Source organism: Desulfomicrobium apsheronum (assembly GCF_900114115.1).
GTDB lineage: Bacteria > Desulfobacterota > Desulfovibrionia > Desulfovibrionales > Desulfomicrobiaceae > Desulfomicrobium > Desulfomicrobium apsheronum.
This window is the reverse complement of the sequence record NZ_FORX01000003.1, coordinates 1-17321: the sequence shown is the minus strand read 5'-3', so window position 1 is coordinate 17321 and position 17321 is coordinate 1. Positions and strand designations below refer to the sequence as shown.

Below are 17321 nucleotides of genomic sequence, written 5' to 3'. Positions count from 1 at the left end.
ATTTTGAAATTTAAAAGTCAGGAAAAATTGTACGTATGGACAAAAAATTATCTGATCAAAATTCAAGCAAGCGCGAAATATTATTTTACAGAGTTCTTTTAGAACAACATAGGGATGGAATTGTCATACTGGATGAATATGGCAATGTTTACGAAGCAAATTCAAAATTTGCAAATATGCTAGGCTATACCCAAGAAGAAGTAAAAAATCTCCATGTCTGCGATTGGGAGGCGGGATTAGACAAAATTTCGACTCTTAATATGATTGAAAAGGTCACTTCTGAAGGTGATTTTTTCACGACCAAACATATAAGAAAAGACAAATCTATTTTTTATGTAGAAATATCATCTAGTGCCTCTTTTATTGAAAATAAAAAATTTATTCTGTGTATATGCAGAGATATAACAAAAAAAATAAATATTCAAAAAAAACTTGATCATGCTCATGAATTGATGAAATATATTATTGAACACAGCAAAAGCGCGATAGCTGTTCATGACAAGAATATGAACTATATATATGTTAGCGATAAATATATTCGAGATTATAAAGTTGAAAAAAAAGATATAATTGGAAAAAATCATTACGAAGTTTTTCCAGAATTACCTCAAAAGTGGAAAGATGTTCACCAAAGAGTTTTGAGTGGTGAGGTCATCTCCGAAGAAGATGATCCATTTACTCGCCAGGACGGAAGAGTTGATTGGACCCGCTGGGAATGTCGTCCATGGTTTGAAGAAGATGGAACCATAGGCGGTTTGATTGTCTATACTGAACTTATTAATGCTCAAAAAAATACTGAACAGGCTCTAATCAAAGAAAAGGAAAGGGCGGAAGCCGCTACCAAGACCAAATCCGAATTTTTGGCAAACATGAGCCATGAGATCCGCACTCCGCTTAACGGCATCCACGGCATGATGCAGCTCCTACAGACTACCGATCTGAATCAGGAGCAGAAAGAATATATTTACATGGCCGTCCGCTCGACGAACCGGCTGACAAGGCTACTCACAGACATCCTAGACATCTCCAAAATTGAGACGGGAAGACTTGAGTTCGAACAAAAAGGGTTTCTCGTCAGCGATCTTTTAGAGTCTGTCACGGAACTATTTAATGTCATTTACAAAGATAAAAAAGTCCCCCTGATATGCCGCATTGACCCAAGCACACCGGAGATCCTCACTGGGGATGAGGCAAGGATTCGCCAGATCCTTTTCAACCTAGTAGGCAACGCCTTCAAATTCACCGGCCAAGGCACAATCGCCCTTGAAATTTTTCAGATCAACTCACCGAGATCCGACGAAATCCGAATCGCTTTCTGTGTCCATGACACTGGTATCGGCATCCCGGAGGACAGGCTCAAGGATCTTTTCACGCCATTTGTGCAGGTCGATTCAACTTACACCAGAGCTAACCAAGGAGCTGGACTTGGCCTAGCTATTGTCAAACGCCTAGTCGCCCTCATGGGCGGACATATTAATATTGACACATTGCCCGAGGAAGGAACATCTGCTTATGTAATCCTCCCCTTTGCTCGCTCTGAATTGGCTACCCAATTCAAAAACGTACAGCCGAACGAGGCACTAAAAAACCTGACACCAGCCAACGTCCTGCTGGTCGAAGACGATCTTTCCAGCCAGTTTTTCATGGAGAAGCTGTTTGAAAAATCAGGAGTGCGCTTATCCACGGCAGAGAACGGACTCGAAGCAATTGAACTATGGAAATCAGAGGATTTCGATTGTATCCTCATGGACATCCAAATGCCGGTCATGGACGGAATTGAGGCTACGAAAATAATCCGGAACTCGGGAGTCGGAGCAAAAGCTGACATTCCCATTATTGCCATGACCTCATTTGCTATGGCTGGTGACCGGGAAAAATTTCTCGCAGTCGGCATGGATCACTATATCAGCAAGCCGGTCCATCTGGACGACTTGAAGCATGCGCTTGCGACAGTATGTAAAAAAAGTGAAACCGATGCTCAATTTTGAAATCCAAATTCTCATAGAGAAAAACTTACCAATATACTTCGTTTTTAAAAAGAAATAATGGCGAATATTACTTGTATATATACACATTCAATATATTCTTATAAAGGAAAAAATATGAAAATTATGCATAAAATTTTGTTAATAGGATTTGTCCCGCTACTCGCATTCTTCATTATTATTGGCGTGAATCTATCTCAAGTGATTAAAGACCATTCTATATTCAACGCAATGGGCAAGAATATTCATCTCTTCCAAGCAACTTCAAATTTAATCGGGCATCTTCAACGTGAACGCGGCGGCACTGCATTATTTATGACAGGCGGATCAGAGTTTATTCAGGTCCAAGAATTCCGGCAGAAAACTGATTCTGCTCTGCCTGCGTTTGTACAGAATCTGTCACAGGCCGTTTTGCCAGACAGCGAAAAACTAAAACATGTCAAAATTGCTACACGCCTGAAACAGTTGCGTGCGAATTACTCTGAAAAACAGCCTGCACTGCGCCCTCGCCAAATTGCCGAATACACGGAGTTGATTCAAGAACTTATTGAAATGCAAGGACTGATTCCCAATGGCCCGACCGCGCGTGCTCTAGGCAAGCTTCTCGGATCACTTATGATTCTTGAAGTTGCCAAAGAGAGCGCTGGACAGCTGCGCGCCAATGGCTCAAGTTTGTTGACTCTGAATGCACCGTTGACAAACGATCAGTTTGAACTGCTCATCCGTCTGAAAAGCGAGATTGATGTGGGCTTAAGCTCTCCAGCACTAGTCCTGAGTCAAGATTCCACAGAGAAACTTGGCAATCTGCCAAAATCCGACCCATGGCAGGAAGTGGAAAGCATGTTACGCGTCTTGCTGCTGAAGGCGCAAAATGGGGGGTTCGAGATTCCTGGCTCAAAATTTTTTCGACAGATGAGTTTAAAAATTGACGACATAGAACAAGTCATCACAGATGAAAGCACCAAGCTGAGTAAACGTCTGGAAGCAGAACAGGCCAATATGACTCGCACCCTAACCATCAGTCTCAGCCTTATGGCAGTCCTGACGGTGTGCGCCATTGTAGTCACGAGTTTCTTTTCCTACAATATCGTCAAACGCATCAATATGGTTGTCGCATCTCTAAAAGATATTGCTGAAGGAGATGGTGACCTGACTGTCCGTCTGCCTGAAGCAAAAGATGAACTGGGCATGCTAGCAAAATATTTCAATAATTTTGTCCAGCACCTGAAGGAGATGATGGTCGAAATTCAAGTTAACGCCGCATCTCTTGCCAATACCAGCACGCAAATGGCATCTCTTTCCGCGCAGGTTTCCGACGGGGCCGAGGACACGACCAATCGATCCTCCACTGTATCTGCAGCTGCAGAGGAGATGAGCGCCAATACTTCTTCAGTGGCAGCTAGTATGGAACAGACATCTGCTAATCTTACCACGGTGGCTTCAGCGGCAGAGGAAATGAGCTCCACCATCAGCGATATAGCTGGCTTTTCAGTTAAAGCCCATTCCACCAGCACTAACGCCACGGACCAAGCCAAAGGCATGAGTGAAATAATGCAGCAACTGGTTGTGACAGCTCAAGACATAGGCAAGGTCACGGAAACTATCACCGCAATTTCTTCGCAAACCAACTTACTCGCCCTCAATGCAACGATTGAAGCTGCTCGGGCCGGAGAGGCTGGCAAGGGATTCGCCGTTGTGGCCAATGAGATCAAGGAACTGGCAAGACAGACCACTGATTCCGCCGACCATATTCGCCAAAGAATCACGGCGATTCAAGCTTCTACAAATTCTGCGCAACACGTAGTTGAGGACATCACCAAGGTCATAGGAGATGTAGGAGAGATCATTGAAACAATATCAACATCTATAAATGAACAGGCAGTTACGACGCGTGAAATTGTTCAAAACATAGCCGAAGCAACTCTTGGCGTTCAAAATGCCAATAGCCTCGTGACTGAAAGCGCTACTGTTTCACAATCTATTGCGCAAGATATCGCCGAAGTCCACTCGACCACTATGAATATGACTACAGCTAGTAAAGAAGTAAATGTCGGCGCTCAAAATTTATCTGCCTTATCCATTCAATTAGAAAGCTTAGTGCATCGTTTTCGATTGAACTAAATGAATATCAATACTTGACTTTCGGGGTTAGCTGCTAATGGCTAACCCCGAAAGTCGAATTTTTTTAATAATAAAATATTAATTTTAAAAATACACACGTATATTTATACTTAAAATTAATTATCAATATTTACATTATTGGAGATAAGCGTGGCCAAAATACTTATTGCGGATGATTCATTATTTCAACGTTTGGTTTTATCAAAAATTGTGAAGGCTCAGCAGTATGACTTCATTGAAGCAAAGAATGGACTGGAAGCGCTCGACATACTGCGCAGTCATAAACCGGATTTGGCTTTACTGGATTTGAATATGCCTGAACTTTCCGGACTGGAAGTACTGGAGGCTGCGAGCCAGGAAGGTCTGGAAACGGATATTGTGGTTATAACAGCAGACATTCAAGAAACTACCAGGGAGCGTTGTTTTGCGCTTGGTGCCCGCAAAATCCTCTCCAAGCCCCCAAAAGAGCAGGAAGTTCTTGATGCCCTGAATCAATTGATTTCCAAGAACTGACGTTATGAGAAATTCATCCTCCATCGACATCAGCGAGTACCAATACGACGTGCTCCGTGAATTAATCAACATCGGGGTTGGCAACGCTGCGGGCGTGCTCAATCAGATGGTCAATTCCCACGTCACGCTGCAGGTTCCGGAAATTTTGGTTCTCTCCCACGCCGAACTCGCTTCCCAACCCAGCACCTGTGATTGGGGCAAAGGCGTGGCCATCAATATTGCTTTCGGGGGTGCCTTTGAAGGCGTGACGGCGCTTGTCTTTTCATCTCAAAGCGCCTCCAATCTGGTATCTTTGCTCGTCGGCCAGGAAGACTTCTGCCTGGACATGGACTCGCTCCGCATAGGGACACTGCAGGAAGTGGGCAATATCGTTCTGAACGGAGTCATGGGTTCCATCGCCAACATGCTCTCCGAACACATCGACTACATGCCGCCCGATTATTTTGAGGATGACATCATTAAGGTTCTGCCCACTGGCGATAGAGAGGACAGAATCATCATTTTCATCCGCGCCAATTTCCTTATCACCGAGCATCTCGTGGAAGGCGAGGTCTTTATTTTCTTCAATTCCACAACGCTGCAAGCACTCCTCGAAAAAATCGACGCCAAACTCGGTATGATCTGAACGTGGACACGGACGGAACGGAATGACCATGAGTCTGGACGTTGAACTGCTGAACGCATTCACCATCAGCTGTGTAGAACAGCTCACAAACATCGAACAGCACGTACTGTCTTTGGAACAGGACAAATCCGCGTCATCGATAGATGCTATTTTCCGAGCTGCGCACTCTATCAAAGCCGATGCGGCGACAATGGGTTTTGTCAAGATTGCGGATCTCGCTCATCAGGCGGAAGATGTGTTGCATCTGGTTCGTTCCGGTCGCATCGACTTGTCGCGGATTTTGATCGACGCCCTCCTGCAAGTCTTCGATTGCTTGCGTCGGATGATTTCGCGGCCCCTTGAGGCTGAAGACAAGGATGCTTCCGAGAGCCTTATGCTATTGGAGCGATTCTTGGCCACAGAGCAGGACGCTGAAAGTAGGGAGAGCACGAACGTTGCCTGCATGGAAAACAGCGCAAAGTCCGTGCGACCAGCAGGTGGTCCCGAGCCGGGTTTGCAACTGGTGCAACTGACAATTCCAGCGTCCAAACTCGACATATTGGTGGACCAGTTGGGAGAGCTGGCCGCTTTCCAGGCTCGCTTGACCGCTCTGTCTCGCCGGCATCGCGACTTGGATGCTCTGGCCGAAGAACTGGAACGCAATTTAAGCTGTTTACGAGACCAGATCATGGCCCTGCGTTTGGTCGCTTTAAAGCCCATGTTCGCCAAAATTCGCCGTCTCGTTCGTGATATGGCTGCGCAGACCGGCAAGCAAGTGTCACTAACGTTGACTGGAGAGGACACTGAACTGGACAAGACGGCCATGGAGCGACTGCATGCTCCGCTCACCCATGTGCTGCGCAATGCCGTCGACCATGGAATCGAGACTCCGGATGAGCGCAACGCTCTCGGCAAGCCTCAAACCGGTCAGATTCGCGTTGAGGCACGACAGGTGGGTGCCGATGTGGAGATTGTGATTCGGGACGACGGTCGGGGCGTGAACCGGGAAAAGTTACACCAGCAGGCATTAGCCAGAGGCATCCCTCTTGACCACATTCAGGGGCAGGATGATTCCCTGCTTGATTTGGCCTTCATGCCCGGACTGTCAACCGCGACATGCGTAAGCGCCTATTCCGGACGAGGCGTAGGAATGGACGCAGCCCGAGAGGAAGTCCGGGCCTTGCGAGGAGATATTTCCCTTTCCTCCACTCCTGGAGAGGGCACCACTGTGTTCATCCGCCTGCCTTTGGCCCTCGCCATTCTTGATTCCCTGCAAATCATGATTGGCGATGACTCATTTTTCCTGCAGATCGCCAACATAGAAGAATGCTTGGAGGTACGCCGGGAATCCGTGACTTTGCGGCTTGGACGCGGCACATTGTGCGTGCGAGAGGGAATGTTGCCATTGGTCTGCTTAAGAACCTTTTTCAACATGGATGCCCCTGCATCCGGGCTGGCTCCAGTACTGGTTGTCCGCGCCGGAGATATGCGCCTTGGGCTCATTGTGGACCGGATCGTCGGGAACCGGCAGATCGTGCTGAAACAGATCAGCCGGATTCTGGGCCGGTTGGATGGCATCCTCGGCAGCGCCGTGACGGAGGATGGCAGTTTGGCACTGGTGCTTGACGTTCCGGATATAATTCGTCTTTGTCTGCGCCAGGCATCGGCGGCTGGCGCTCAGCTCAAAAAGAACATCAAGCCCTGTGGCTCAGCATCGGAAATGAACCATGAATGACGCGAACTTCGACTACGACAGTTACTGCACACTGCTACATGCCATGCCGCTGGGGGTATGCATCTTTGACGAAACCTATGTGATTCGTTTCTGGAATCGATGCATTGAGTCATGGACCAAGATCGCAGCAACAAATATCGTAGGTCGCAACTTGGCTGAATTTTTTCCCCACCTTCTGGAACCCAAATTCACCAGTAGATTTGAACTGATTTTTCAGGGTGGTCCGCCTGTCATTTTTTCCGCGCGACTGCATGGCAGCATAATCCCCAGCAGTCTACCCGGTGGCATGGAGCGCTTGCAGCACACGGTGGCGCGTGCCTTCAAGGAAAAAACGTCCAGACAAAACGCAGTGCTGATGACTATGCAGGATGTGACCGAGGCGCATATGCGCCTGCGTGATTACGCCCGCATGCACGCCACGGCCCAACATGAAGTAGAAATGCGCCGCAAGACCGAAGCAGTGTTGCGCGAAAGCGAGGAACGTTTCGCTAGCGCTTTTGAATACGCGGCCAACGGCATGGCGTTGGTTGGCCTGGACGAGGCCTGGCTAAAGGCCAATCACGCCCTGTGCGCTATGCTAGAATTTGGCGAGCACGAGTTGATCGGCAAGAACATGTGCGAGTTCGTCCTGCCCGAGGATACGGAGCTTGGTGCACGGCAGAAAGAGCGCCTCCTCCTCGGACATGTTAAATCCTACCAGGTTGAAAAACGATTTGTGACCAGATCCGGAAAAAGCATCTGGGTCCTTCTCAGCGTTTCCCTAGTCCGCGATGAAAAGAGCCAACCATCATATTTCATAACCCAACTTGAAAACGTCACCAAACGCAAGCAACTCGAACTGGAACTGTACATACTGGCGACGACGGACCATCTGACGTCCATCAGCAACCGCCGGGAGTTCCTGTCCCGTGCGGAGCACGAATTGCATCGCTGTCGCAGGCAAGGAACCATGCTGGCCTTCCTGATGCTTGACGTCGACGCTTTCAAGCTCATCAACGATACTTGGGGTCATAGCTCCGGTGACGAAGTTTTGAAAGCGATGGTTGAAACCTGCCGCGCCATTCTTCGTTCGACAGATATCTTTGGTCGTCTTGGCGGAGAGGAATTCGGAATCGTGCTCACGGAGGTGGAACGGGGGGAGGCTGAAATCATCGCTGAGCGGGTGAGACGAGCTATTTCTGAACTGATGGTCAAAACGGAGAATGCCGTCATCCAGTTCACGGTCAGTCTTGGCGTAGCTTTTTTGAGCGACGGATTGAACACTGTGGAAGATTTGATGCGACGCGCTGACGCAGCACTTTATGAAGCCAAAACCAAAGGACGGAATCAAGTATTCGTCGCTGGCGACAAGCAAGACCTCTGTCCACCGCCAAGGGTGCAGAGGGTGTCCTGATTTTTGGATAAGTGAGTATGCAAGAACAGAATCGGGGTAATCTGACTAAGTTCATCCCTTAGTGATCGCTTGTGATACAGGAGTGGTCGGTTTTGATGAAAAGAATTTTTGTATTTTTCGTTTCAGTATTTTTTTTAATGTTAAGCATACTATTTCAAGACATCAGTTTTGCTGAGATGTCTGTAAATTTTAAAGATGTCAAAGTAGTAGCTTTTATAATAGATCCAAATACGGGGAACATCGTCAAGGCTAATAATGCTGCGAGCTTGTTTTATGGTTATAGCGTTGATGAATTGCAGCGCATGCGCATCCAGGAGATTAATATGCTGTCTCCGAAAGATGTTGAAAGGGAATATCAACTGGCAAGGGACGAAAGTCGTAGTTATTTTATTTTCCCCCATCGTCTGGCCAGTGGCGAGGTTCGGACTGTCGAGGTCTACAGTTCGCCTTTCCTCACTTCTTCAGGCTCGTCATTGCTCCTGTCCATTATCCACGATGTCCAAGACAAAGCCGTCATTGAAGATGAACTTCTGATTTATCAAAGTCGACTTAAGGAACTGGTAGGCATACAAACGGAGAAGATAATCCAGGGACACAAGCGGGAAAGATGGATTGTTATTTCCGGGATGCTCGTGTTTTTCGGTTTGCTGTTCGTGGTGTCTAGGAAACACCAGCAGGCGATTTTTTTTCAGAAAAAATTCGAAATCGAACAACAGTGCAAAGACATCTTGGAGCGCTTTGAATTCTTGGTGCAACATGCACACGACATCATCTTGCTTATCGATGAAGAAGGACGGATCGCCGAGGCCAACATCGAGGCGGCCAGAGCGTATGGATATTCTCGGGATGAACTGCTGACAATGACCATCAGAGAACTCCGTGATAATGATGATTCTAAAATTTCTGATTCTATTCAGTCTGATTCAAGTCTTAAAAGTGGATATATGTATTTCGGGGTACATATTCGCAAAGATGGGGACAAATTTCCGATCGAGTCGAGTGTGAGCGTCATTCATATTAACGAGAAGCCCCACTTCCAACACATTATACGTGATATTTCCGAACGCAAGAGAATGGAGGAAGAGCGTCAGAAAATTATTGAGCTGTTGCACAAGGCTAATGACGACAAGGACAAGCTTTTCTCGATTATAGCTCATGATTCACGCTCGCCATTGTGCGCCATACAAAGCTTGACTCAAATTGTCGGAACAGAGCAGGATTCTTTTACTGAAGAAGAGCTTGCTCGCGTGATGAAGGAATTGCACAGGAGTATCAAAAATTTGTTGGCGCTGTTGGACGACTTGCTGCAATGGGCTCGACTCAGTCAAGGTGGCTTGGACTGTTCTCTAAAACCATGCGTTCTTTCCATTATGGTGCAGGAATGTATAGAGGTGGCTAAACATGCTTGTGAGAAGAAAAACATTCATCTTGTGTCCGATATCCCATCGAAACTGATGGTTTTGGCGGACGAATCCATGATCAACACGGTCATTCGCAACCTTCTTTTCAACGCCATCAAATTTTCCCATCGAGGAGGCACCGTATCCGTATCGGCTTCGGCGGAAGGTGACGCAGCCACGGTCGTGGTCAGGGACAATGGGATAGGCATAGAACAACAGGCGTTGCCGAGAATATTTGTCATCGACAACTCGAAGCGGCAATGCGGCACTGAAGGCGAGAAGGGAACCGGACTGGGGCTACTGCTGTGCAAGGAGTTCGTCGAGAATCATGGCGGTCGGATTTTTGTCGAAAGCGTGCCGGGCCAAGGAACATCCGTGTCATTCACATTGCAGCTCCCGCACGGAGGCAATTCCTCAACAGAATTTTGATGCTATTTTTCGAACAAGTAATAAATCAAGCTGACGCGATTTGAAAGGGCTCCTGTTTGAGTAGCCAAGTTTTTTCAACCCCCATTTTCGGACGTCACCGTCACTGCGATACGTCGTGAATGATCCCATGTGTCATTCCCGCGTACACTGGTCATGTCATGCTCTGCGTGAAATCATTTTTCTGAGAGAGTTAAAAGAGTATGGCGCCCCTTTCTCAAGAGAATGATAACTATTTGCAGTGATGTCCTTTCCGCCATCTGAACGATTTAAAGTTCATGCCCACAATGCATTTCTGATTTAAAAACACACTCACCAAGATAACGCATATGTAAAATTACATGAATATATCAATTTTCATGTAAAATACCTCTGATTGACCCGTGACCTTTACCCCATACGGCCTGATACTCCTCTTAGTCCAGGTAAAAATTACCTGAAAACGCTAAGAGAAATCATGTAATGAGGTACGTATGAATTTGGTGCACACAAAATCAGCACTCGCAATCTCGAGAAACAGCCTGAAGATAAAATATCTCATGCCTCACGAGATCGATGCTCTGACAATGGCCTTTCAGCGATGGTTCGACTCGGCAAATAGCAAGGGCAAGCAACGCTGTACGAGAGGAAGGTACTGGCTCACCTACCTGATGCTCAGGTTCACTGGCGCCAGGCTTGGTGAGGTTGTCCAAATAGACGATACCGCCGACATCGACTTTCGCGCTGCCGAGGTTCGGATCGTCACCCTCAAACGAAGAGAAGGCAAGCCAAAGCGTCTTGTCCCTATCCCAGACAAGGTCGTTTCCGAGATAGCGACTTTTTTGGCGACTGAACCCAATATGCGAGGCCGGGTATTCTCAGTTGACGCCAACAATTTCCGAAAAATCTTCTACGCAAGAGCCTTGGACGCAGGAATTTTCCAAGAGTCCATCGACAGTTCCACTGGACAAAAGTCCATACACCCCCACCCACATACACTTCGGCACACGAGGGCTATTGAACTTGTGCGCGCCGGAGTCTCTGTGCCAGCCGTGCAGTCAGTCCTCGGTCACGCGTCAATGCTGACCACCGCAGAATACGTCCGCCTGACGAATTCAGAGGTCAAGTCCATCCTGAAGGAACGGAACCTCATCTAGCTCGCTGAAAGGTCACGTTCATCACATCATCGTGGCTGGCTGCTGAAAAGTACCAGCCCCCCCCCCATTCTCAGCTTTCGCCTCCATTTTCACCCATATTTCCGGCCGATTAGGTTCACGTTGCGAAAGCTACGCACACCCTATGAGTGAACTCTATCGTACCCAGGCTAGGTTTTGCATCCAAAGCATGTCCAACCAACACCCTGTAACCACCTAAAATTTTTACACGAGAATTTCTCGTAGGCTAACGAGCTCTTTTTTTCACCAAGGCTGTCAGAGAGGATTTGCAAACGGCGCGATCGGTTAGCGACACTGTAGGAAGTAAGCCTTCTTTTTATACCATGAAAAAACGGCCACAGGCAAGGAGAATTCCGGAGTGGCGATAACATTTCACTGGTGGTTGGGGCGAGTAAATTATGGCTATACACCAGGACCACACAAGAAACACCGGAGGTGCGTATGAGTACTTGATACGAATCTTGCGTTACAATAACCATACCGTGATTTTGAAATACAAAAGGAGTCAAGAAATGAACAATGCACGTTTTTTGATTATTGCTATAAGCAAGTCTGGAATTTTTGAATATAGATTAGATGATTTTGATGCGCAGGAATTGAGTATAAGCAATCATTGTATAAATAAATTTTCATCACTGTTTGAAAACATTTTGTTTCATATATCTCTTTATGAATTGATTAATGATGAATATAAGCTGGTACGTGAAATTCATTTTGCAATGCTTGAACAGGAAAATTTAAATAATATTGAAGAACTTGTTAGATGTATTGTCTGGCATTACAACAATGATAGAATCATTGTTCTTGATGATGATTCAACATATGAATATCTTGAAGAGTATCGTTCGGCAATACAGAGTTAATTATACACTGACAATATGGTTGCGGGCGCTGGTTTGGGCTCGCCACAATAACCTTCCACCAAGGATATACTTATGGCTACACACATTGAATGGTGCGACGAAGTCGCCAACCCTATTACCGGGTGCACGCCGTACTCCCCTGGATGCGATCGTTGCTACGCCAGGACTTACGCGGCACGCCTGCACGGCCAGGGCCTCAAAAAGTACCGCTACAAGTTTGACGTAACCCTCCACCCCGAGCTTCTGGATCTTCCCGGCAAATGGACGCAGCCCAAGAAAATATTCCTGGTCAGCATGGGCGACATCTTCCATCACAACGTGCCCTTGGAGTTCAAGCAAAAAGTGTTTGAAACCGCGCTGAAGTATCCACAGCATATATATCAGGTGCTGACCAAGCGTGCTGAACTGTTGTTAGAGGCCGCACCTCATCTGCCGTGGCCGAAGAACCTTTGGATGGGCGTGACCATCGAGGCGGACAATTACGCCTACCGTGCCGAACTTCTGAAGCAGACCCCTGCAGCTCTCAAGTTTGTGTCCTTGGAGCCATTGCTTGGCCCGCTGCCCTCGCTCAACTTGGCAGGCCTGGATTGGGTCATTGTCGGCGGTGAACGTTGCGCCGGTGCACGCAAGATGGAACGCGACTGGGTGATCCCGATCCGTGACACATGCGTGACTAAGAACATCCCCTTTTTCTTCAAAAAATGGAGTACGCCAAAGAAGCGGGCCAACAGGGTTGGTGAGGACCTCCTCGACGGTAAGCCGTGGCGTGAATTCCCTCGGACCGTTTACCCTGATTCGAAGCAATTCTCATCGATATCATAACTCAAGAGGGGGTGTGTTCCTGTCCCCCCTCCCCTTCTGGAGATAACCAGCGGGCAGTCGTTAGGGCGAAGAGCATACATTAACCATCGGATGATGGCGAAAGGGATGGAGAATCGAAAAATGAGTGCGAGCATTTTCACCGCAGGTTGGGGCGAGGAAATCATTGCGTCCCAGAACAACACAACGTCGACTAACATTATTGAATCGTTGATTTTTCCGGGCATTACGATGCTGGCTGGGCCTCCGAAGTCGGGCAAGACGATCTTCGCTACACAGATGGCATTCGCCGTCACCAGCGACAAGTTTCTCATGAACAAATTCCCGGCAAAGAAAGGTTCGGTCCTCTACCTGGCCTATGAAGAAGGGCGTGACCTTACACGTCAGCGCCTAGTGTCAATGCAGGCAGAATTTACACCTAAAACATTCCGGGTCGAATACAACTGGCCGACCCTTGAAAACAATGGTGCGGACCGACTAGGTCTTTATTTACAGTCAAATAAAGATGTAAAATTGGTTATTATTGACGTATACCAGCGCTTTGTTGGGGGCAATAAAAGCTCTTACAAGGGAGAGTACTTAGCGCTGCAAAAGATACACAAAATTGCGACGATGTTTGGTGTTGCGATCATCCTGCTCCACCACACTGCGAAAAAGATCCCTCCAGACTGGCAATCAGCGATTTACGGGTCGCAGGGAGTAACTGGGGTGGCCGATACGACCATGGTTCTGGATCGTCCCAACGGAGATAATAGGGGGCGACTCCGTGTCACAGGCAGAAAGTGCCCGACTCGGGAGTTTGCCCTTCGCTTTCATGAGACGCCTCTGGGCTGGCAGTACGCCCAGACGATCGACGGAAATGAACTGTCACCAGAGCGCCTGGAGATCCTTGAGGTGCTGAATGATTGTCGCGGCCCTGTGAAAATGAGCGAAATCGCGAATGTGACATGCTTGGGCAAGCGCTCGGTGCATAACATGCTGAAAAAAATGGTCGGGGGCGGTTTAGTCCAGAAGACCGGGCATGGCTACTACCTGTTGACGGCGGAAGGGGGTGCCTGGTTAGCGAAGGCCAAAATGTAAAGGCGCTGATGGACAATTCGTCCTAATACTCTAATTTTATGAACAAATCATCGGAAAAAGTCCATCGGGCGGTGACTTCACCGGTGGACATCACCAAAGGAGGAGAAGCATGCAGAAAATTGGGTCAATCTCGCCGCAAGGGGTAAAGGAATTTGGCTTCTTGCTGGGGTTGTTGCCGTTCCTTAGCCACCTCGAAATTCAAAATGGGATCGTATCTCAGGATATTGGGTCATCATCGAAGTTGGATGTTGACCTTACGATGATTCTGGGACGCATCAATGGTCAATTCTTGGTCGACAAGGCGTTGGCCAACAAGCTCAAGAATATACCCGACCAAAATTCGGACTTCGATCTGTGTGAAAACGATGCCTTCTTCAGACTTCGCGGACAATTTTGCGATATTGAAGTGCCCAAAGTTGAGCAGTTTAAATTTTCCCTCGATCAATTTGCATGGGACGATTCATCTTCATCTACACATGTATTGACTATAAATATAGATAGCGGATCCCCAGAGAGCAAGGCTTTCAAATCTGCAGTAGTCGGAAAAGGACCTGCCACGATTGAACTTCTTGAAGGTGGAGACTGGCGGATTCGTGGGGGCAAAGGGAGTATTTATCGAGGGACGCCCCAGGACCTTGTCACTGATAAGCCCGTACTGCGGTCTCTGTGCGCAGATGTGTTGCCGCAGATCAAAGGTGAAGGCTGGAAATGCTCGATCTGTGACGCTGCAGCCTCGGCCTCTCAACGGTCATACCTCATTGCAGAAATCACGGTCGGATCCGGATTGACGATCAGGCTTCACGAGGAACTTTTTGAGCTCTTCCTCTGGGACAGAGTTTTCCTGGACGCTTGATGCGGGATTCATGAAGTCACCACAACCTGAATCGGTGCTGCAATCAGGTTGACCATGGCGATGAAGTTCTCCACGTTCCGGTATCCTCGGGCCCTGGCCCTTGCCGCCTGGAAAAGGTCATTGAACCATTCGAGCCTCGCATTGGGGTGCAAGAAATACCAACGATGAAGAAATTCGCGGCAAATGCCTCTCAACGCTGGTCAGAGCGCCCCGCACGGGCTCCAGTAGGGGGCAGTCGGCCGTGTACTCAGCAGCATGCTGGGAAAAATGGGTAATGCGCCACTTGGCGGCCTGCTGCGATTCATCCCGCCGAACTCAGCGCAGAAGTTCTTTGACATGAGAGGCCTTGGCGGTGGCAAAGCCGCGCTCGGAGATTGCCAGATTGTTCATCAAGCATGGCAGTGCTTCTGAAGGAAGGCGGCCAAACTGACTGAGGTTGGTCAATGTGAAATCGAACGACGAAGAACCCAATTACGTAAAGCTTGATGATACAAACCTTCAAATAACTGAAAATGAGACACTACTTTTAACTCAGCAAGAAACAGGAGGATGAATGTATGTGCATGTAGACAGTATTAATAGTAACAAGTTCAGAAAATTGATCTCGAAATGTTGCAATAGATTAACTAAAAAAACATTGGTCTCATTAATCTCAGCCATTAATAGTAACTCGATGGGATCAAAAACTGTCCTTGAATTTAGCAATAACATAAAAAAACTAAAAATAGAATTTGAAAAAAACAACAAAAATAATACAATTTACATTGATTCTGGTGGATACAGCATAATTACTGGAGATGTAAGATTTAGTAGCACAAAAAGAGCAATTGAATGTTATAACAAGTTTATCGCAAATGAAGAAAGCTCTTTTGACAGGGTATTCAGCCTCGACATTCCTTACTGGGGAAATCATCAGGACTCAAAGCACCTGTCAATGTTAAATCTGGAGAAATATAACACAATATCAACTGAATATCTCATTGATTCTATATCTAATAATAAGCAACTTGCAGAAAAGTTACACTTTGTGTGGCACTTTAAATTGAAGAGTCAGTTTCATGTATGGAGGAATATATTCAAATCTCATGGGATTTCGAGTGTAACCGCAAAGTACGCCATTGGCGGGCTTGTGGGTTTGCGAGAAAGGTTTCAGACTGCTAACGGCAGGATCCTGGACTTTTCGCCCTTCACGTCAATGGCGGTCAAGTGCCTGGCAGAACACCTCAGTGGCCCGTTATGCTCTCAACAGTTCTGCCTCCACTTCCTTGGGATCAATCACCCTGTCGATCGGATTCAGATTGCCCTCATCGACCTGGTCTTTGGTGAATTTTGCGGCAGATATGGATACCCGAAACCCGAGTTGACCTATGACACGATCAACTACACGATCAGCGCCATGAACAACTCAAGATCGCTCAAGATCTGTTCCTATGAAAATGGCGCATTAACCAACCACAATAGCTTCGTTAAAGTTCCAAGCAACATTATCAGAAAAGTTTATGTTACTGACGAAGAATATGAAGTATATAAAAACGAATCACAAAGGTTCATTAACAACGAAAAATATAATATAATTGATTTCCTTTCACCTCTCAATGTTTACTCTGAAAAGTCAAAGGATGCGTTTTTCGCAGATTCAATGAAACAACTTGAAATTCACTCAGAAATTTTAATGCGAATTGACAGCAATATCTTCTACGATCATGTTATCAGAAAAATTAATAATTTATTTTTGACACTTTGTAACACTATGTCTGACAGTTTCAAACCTTCATTAACTACAAATTGTGTTGAGTTATTCCTGGGTGTTCGCCACCTTCTGAATGGCGACATGAATAATATCGATGCTCGAGTAGAAAAAACAATTGGGACTTTACGTCTTCCAGATCCATTTATTTAACAATACTGAACGGCGGAATCTGTGATGACTCCGCCGTTCGTCAATTTTTCGGCTAAATCATACATCATAGAGCATTAGGTTGTCCTCGTTAATAGGGAATAGCTCCTAAAATCAGGGCATTCTCCTTGACCTTCCTAGCAGCGTGTTGAAAAATTCCTTCCGACGTCAGAGCCAAAAATTGACATCGCCGTCATCCTGGCCGTAATCAATTCAGAGAAAATCATGCATTCATCGGAAAATTTCTTTAAGGAGTTTGATTATGTCAGAACTCGTATGCTATTGTTTTGGCTATACATCCGACGATATTGAGCAGGATGTTATTCAAAAAGGAAAATCTACAATTTTTGAACGTATCATGAACGAAAAAAAGGCTGGTGGGTGCCAGTGTGCTGAAAAGAATCCGAAAGGTCGCTGATGTCTTTCAGACGTTCGTCAGTTGGCGGACCAAATTTTAAACAAGACAAGCATTTTACAA

Annotated in this window: 15 protein-coding genes; 14 read left to right on the top strand and 1 reads right to left on the bottom strand. The window is 46.8% G+C overall.

The genetic code is table 11. The annotated features are described in order from the left end of the window. Window positions 1-35 precede the first annotated feature (35 nt). The 12 genes from BMZ40_RS04230 (at window position 36) to BMZ40_RS04175 (ending at window position 14946) form a co-directional block, all read left to right on the top strand. Window positions 36-1988: a PAS domain S-box protein gene (locus BMZ40_RS04230; protein WP_092372883.1), complete on the top strand. Its 1953-nt coding sequence runs from the start codon at window positions 36-38 to the stop codon at window positions 1986-1988. A 114-nt stretch (window positions 1989-2102) separates the two neighbouring features. Continuing rightward, window positions 2103-4106: a methyl-accepting chemotaxis protein gene (locus BMZ40_RS04225; RefSeq protein WP_177193016.1), complete on the top strand. Its 2004-nt coding sequence runs from the start codon at window positions 2103-2105 to the stop codon at window positions 4104-4106. 150 nt (window positions 4107-4256) lie between these two features. Then, on the top strand, window positions 4257-4619 hold the full coding sequence (locus tag BMZ40_RS04220) for a response regulator (RefSeq protein WP_092372881.1): 363 nt from the start codon (window positions 4257-4259) through the stop codon (window positions 4617-4619). 4 nt (window positions 4620-4623) lie between these two features. Continuing rightward, window positions 4624-5244, top strand: a complete 621-nt coding sequence (locus BMZ40_RS04215; RefSeq protein ID WP_245751027.1) for a chemotaxis protein CheC — start codon at window positions 4624-4626, stop codon at window positions 5242-5244. 28 nt (window positions 5245-5272) lie between these two features. After that, window positions 5273-6958, top strand: a complete 1686-nt coding sequence (locus tag BMZ40_RS04210) for a chemotaxis protein CheA (protein ID WP_177193015.1) — start codon at window positions 5273-5275, stop codon at window positions 6956-6958. Beyond that, on the top strand, window positions 6951-8351 hold the full coding sequence (locus tag BMZ40_RS04205; RefSeq protein ID WP_092372879.1) for a sensor domain-containing diguanylate cyclase: 1401 nt from the start codon (window positions 6951-6953) through the stop codon (window positions 8349-8351). Before BMZ40_RS04210 ends, BMZ40_RS04205 begins: the two co-directional genes overlap by 8 nt. 95 nt (window positions 8352-8446) lie before the next feature. Next, on the top strand, window positions 8447-10180 hold the full coding sequence (locus BMZ40_RS04200; protein ID WP_092372878.1) for a sensor histidine kinase: 1734 nt from the start codon (window positions 8447-8449) through the stop codon (window positions 10178-10180). A gap of 470 nt (window positions 10181-10650) precedes the next feature. Beyond that, window positions 10651-11313 carry a tyrosine-type recombinase/integrase gene (locus tag BMZ40_RS04195; RefSeq protein WP_092372877.1) on the top strand — a complete coding sequence of 221 codons (663 nt, stop codon included), beginning with the start codon at window positions 10651-10653 and terminating at the stop codon, window positions 11311-11313. Between the two features lie 530 nt (window positions 11314-11843). Further along, window positions 11844-12194 (top strand): hypothetical protein, encoded by a 351-nt coding sequence (locus BMZ40_RS04190; protein ID WP_092372876.1) that lies wholly within the window; start codon window positions 11844-11846, stop codon window positions 12192-12194. A gap of 72 nt (window positions 12195-12266) precedes the next feature. Further along, window positions 12267-13016: a DUF5131 family protein gene (locus BMZ40_RS04185; RefSeq protein WP_092372875.1), complete on the top strand. Its 750-nt coding sequence runs from the start codon at window positions 12267-12269 to the stop codon at window positions 13014-13016. A 120-nt stretch (window positions 13017-13136) separates the two neighbouring features. Continuing rightward, on the top strand, window positions 13137-14093 hold the full coding sequence (locus tag BMZ40_RS04180) for an AAA family ATPase (RefSeq protein ID WP_177193014.1): 957 nt from the start codon (window positions 13137-13139) through the stop codon (window positions 14091-14093). 109 nt (window positions 14094-14202) lie between these two features. Continuing rightward, the gene (locus BMZ40_RS04175) at window positions 14203-14946 is read left to right on the top strand and encodes a hypothetical protein (protein WP_092372873.1); all 744 of its coding nucleotides are present in this window, start codon (window positions 14203-14205) and stop codon (window positions 14944-14946) included. An 8-nt stretch (window positions 14947-14954) separates the two neighbouring features. On the opposite strand, the gene BMZ40_RS19100 is transcribed toward BMZ40_RS04175, so the two are convergent. Next, window positions 14955-15098 (bottom strand): transposase, encoded by a 144-nt coding sequence (locus BMZ40_RS19100; RefSeq protein WP_177193013.1) that lies wholly within the window; start codon window positions 15096-15098, stop codon window positions 14955-14957. A 401-nt stretch (window positions 15099-15499) separates the two neighbouring features. Here BMZ40_RS19100 and BMZ40_RS04170 point away from each other — a divergent pair, with 401 nt between their 5' ends. Then, a complete protein-coding gene (locus BMZ40_RS04170) occupies window positions 15500-16846 on the top strand; it encodes a hypothetical protein (protein ID WP_092372872.1) in 1347 nt (448 codons plus the stop codon). A gap of 259 nt (window positions 16847-17105) precedes the next feature. Next, entirely contained in the window at window positions 17106-17261 is a 156-nt protein-coding gene (locus BMZ40_RS04165) for a (2Fe-2S)-binding protein (RefSeq protein ID WP_092372871.1), read from the top strand. The last annotated feature ends 60 nt before the right edge of the window (window positions 17262-17321 follow it).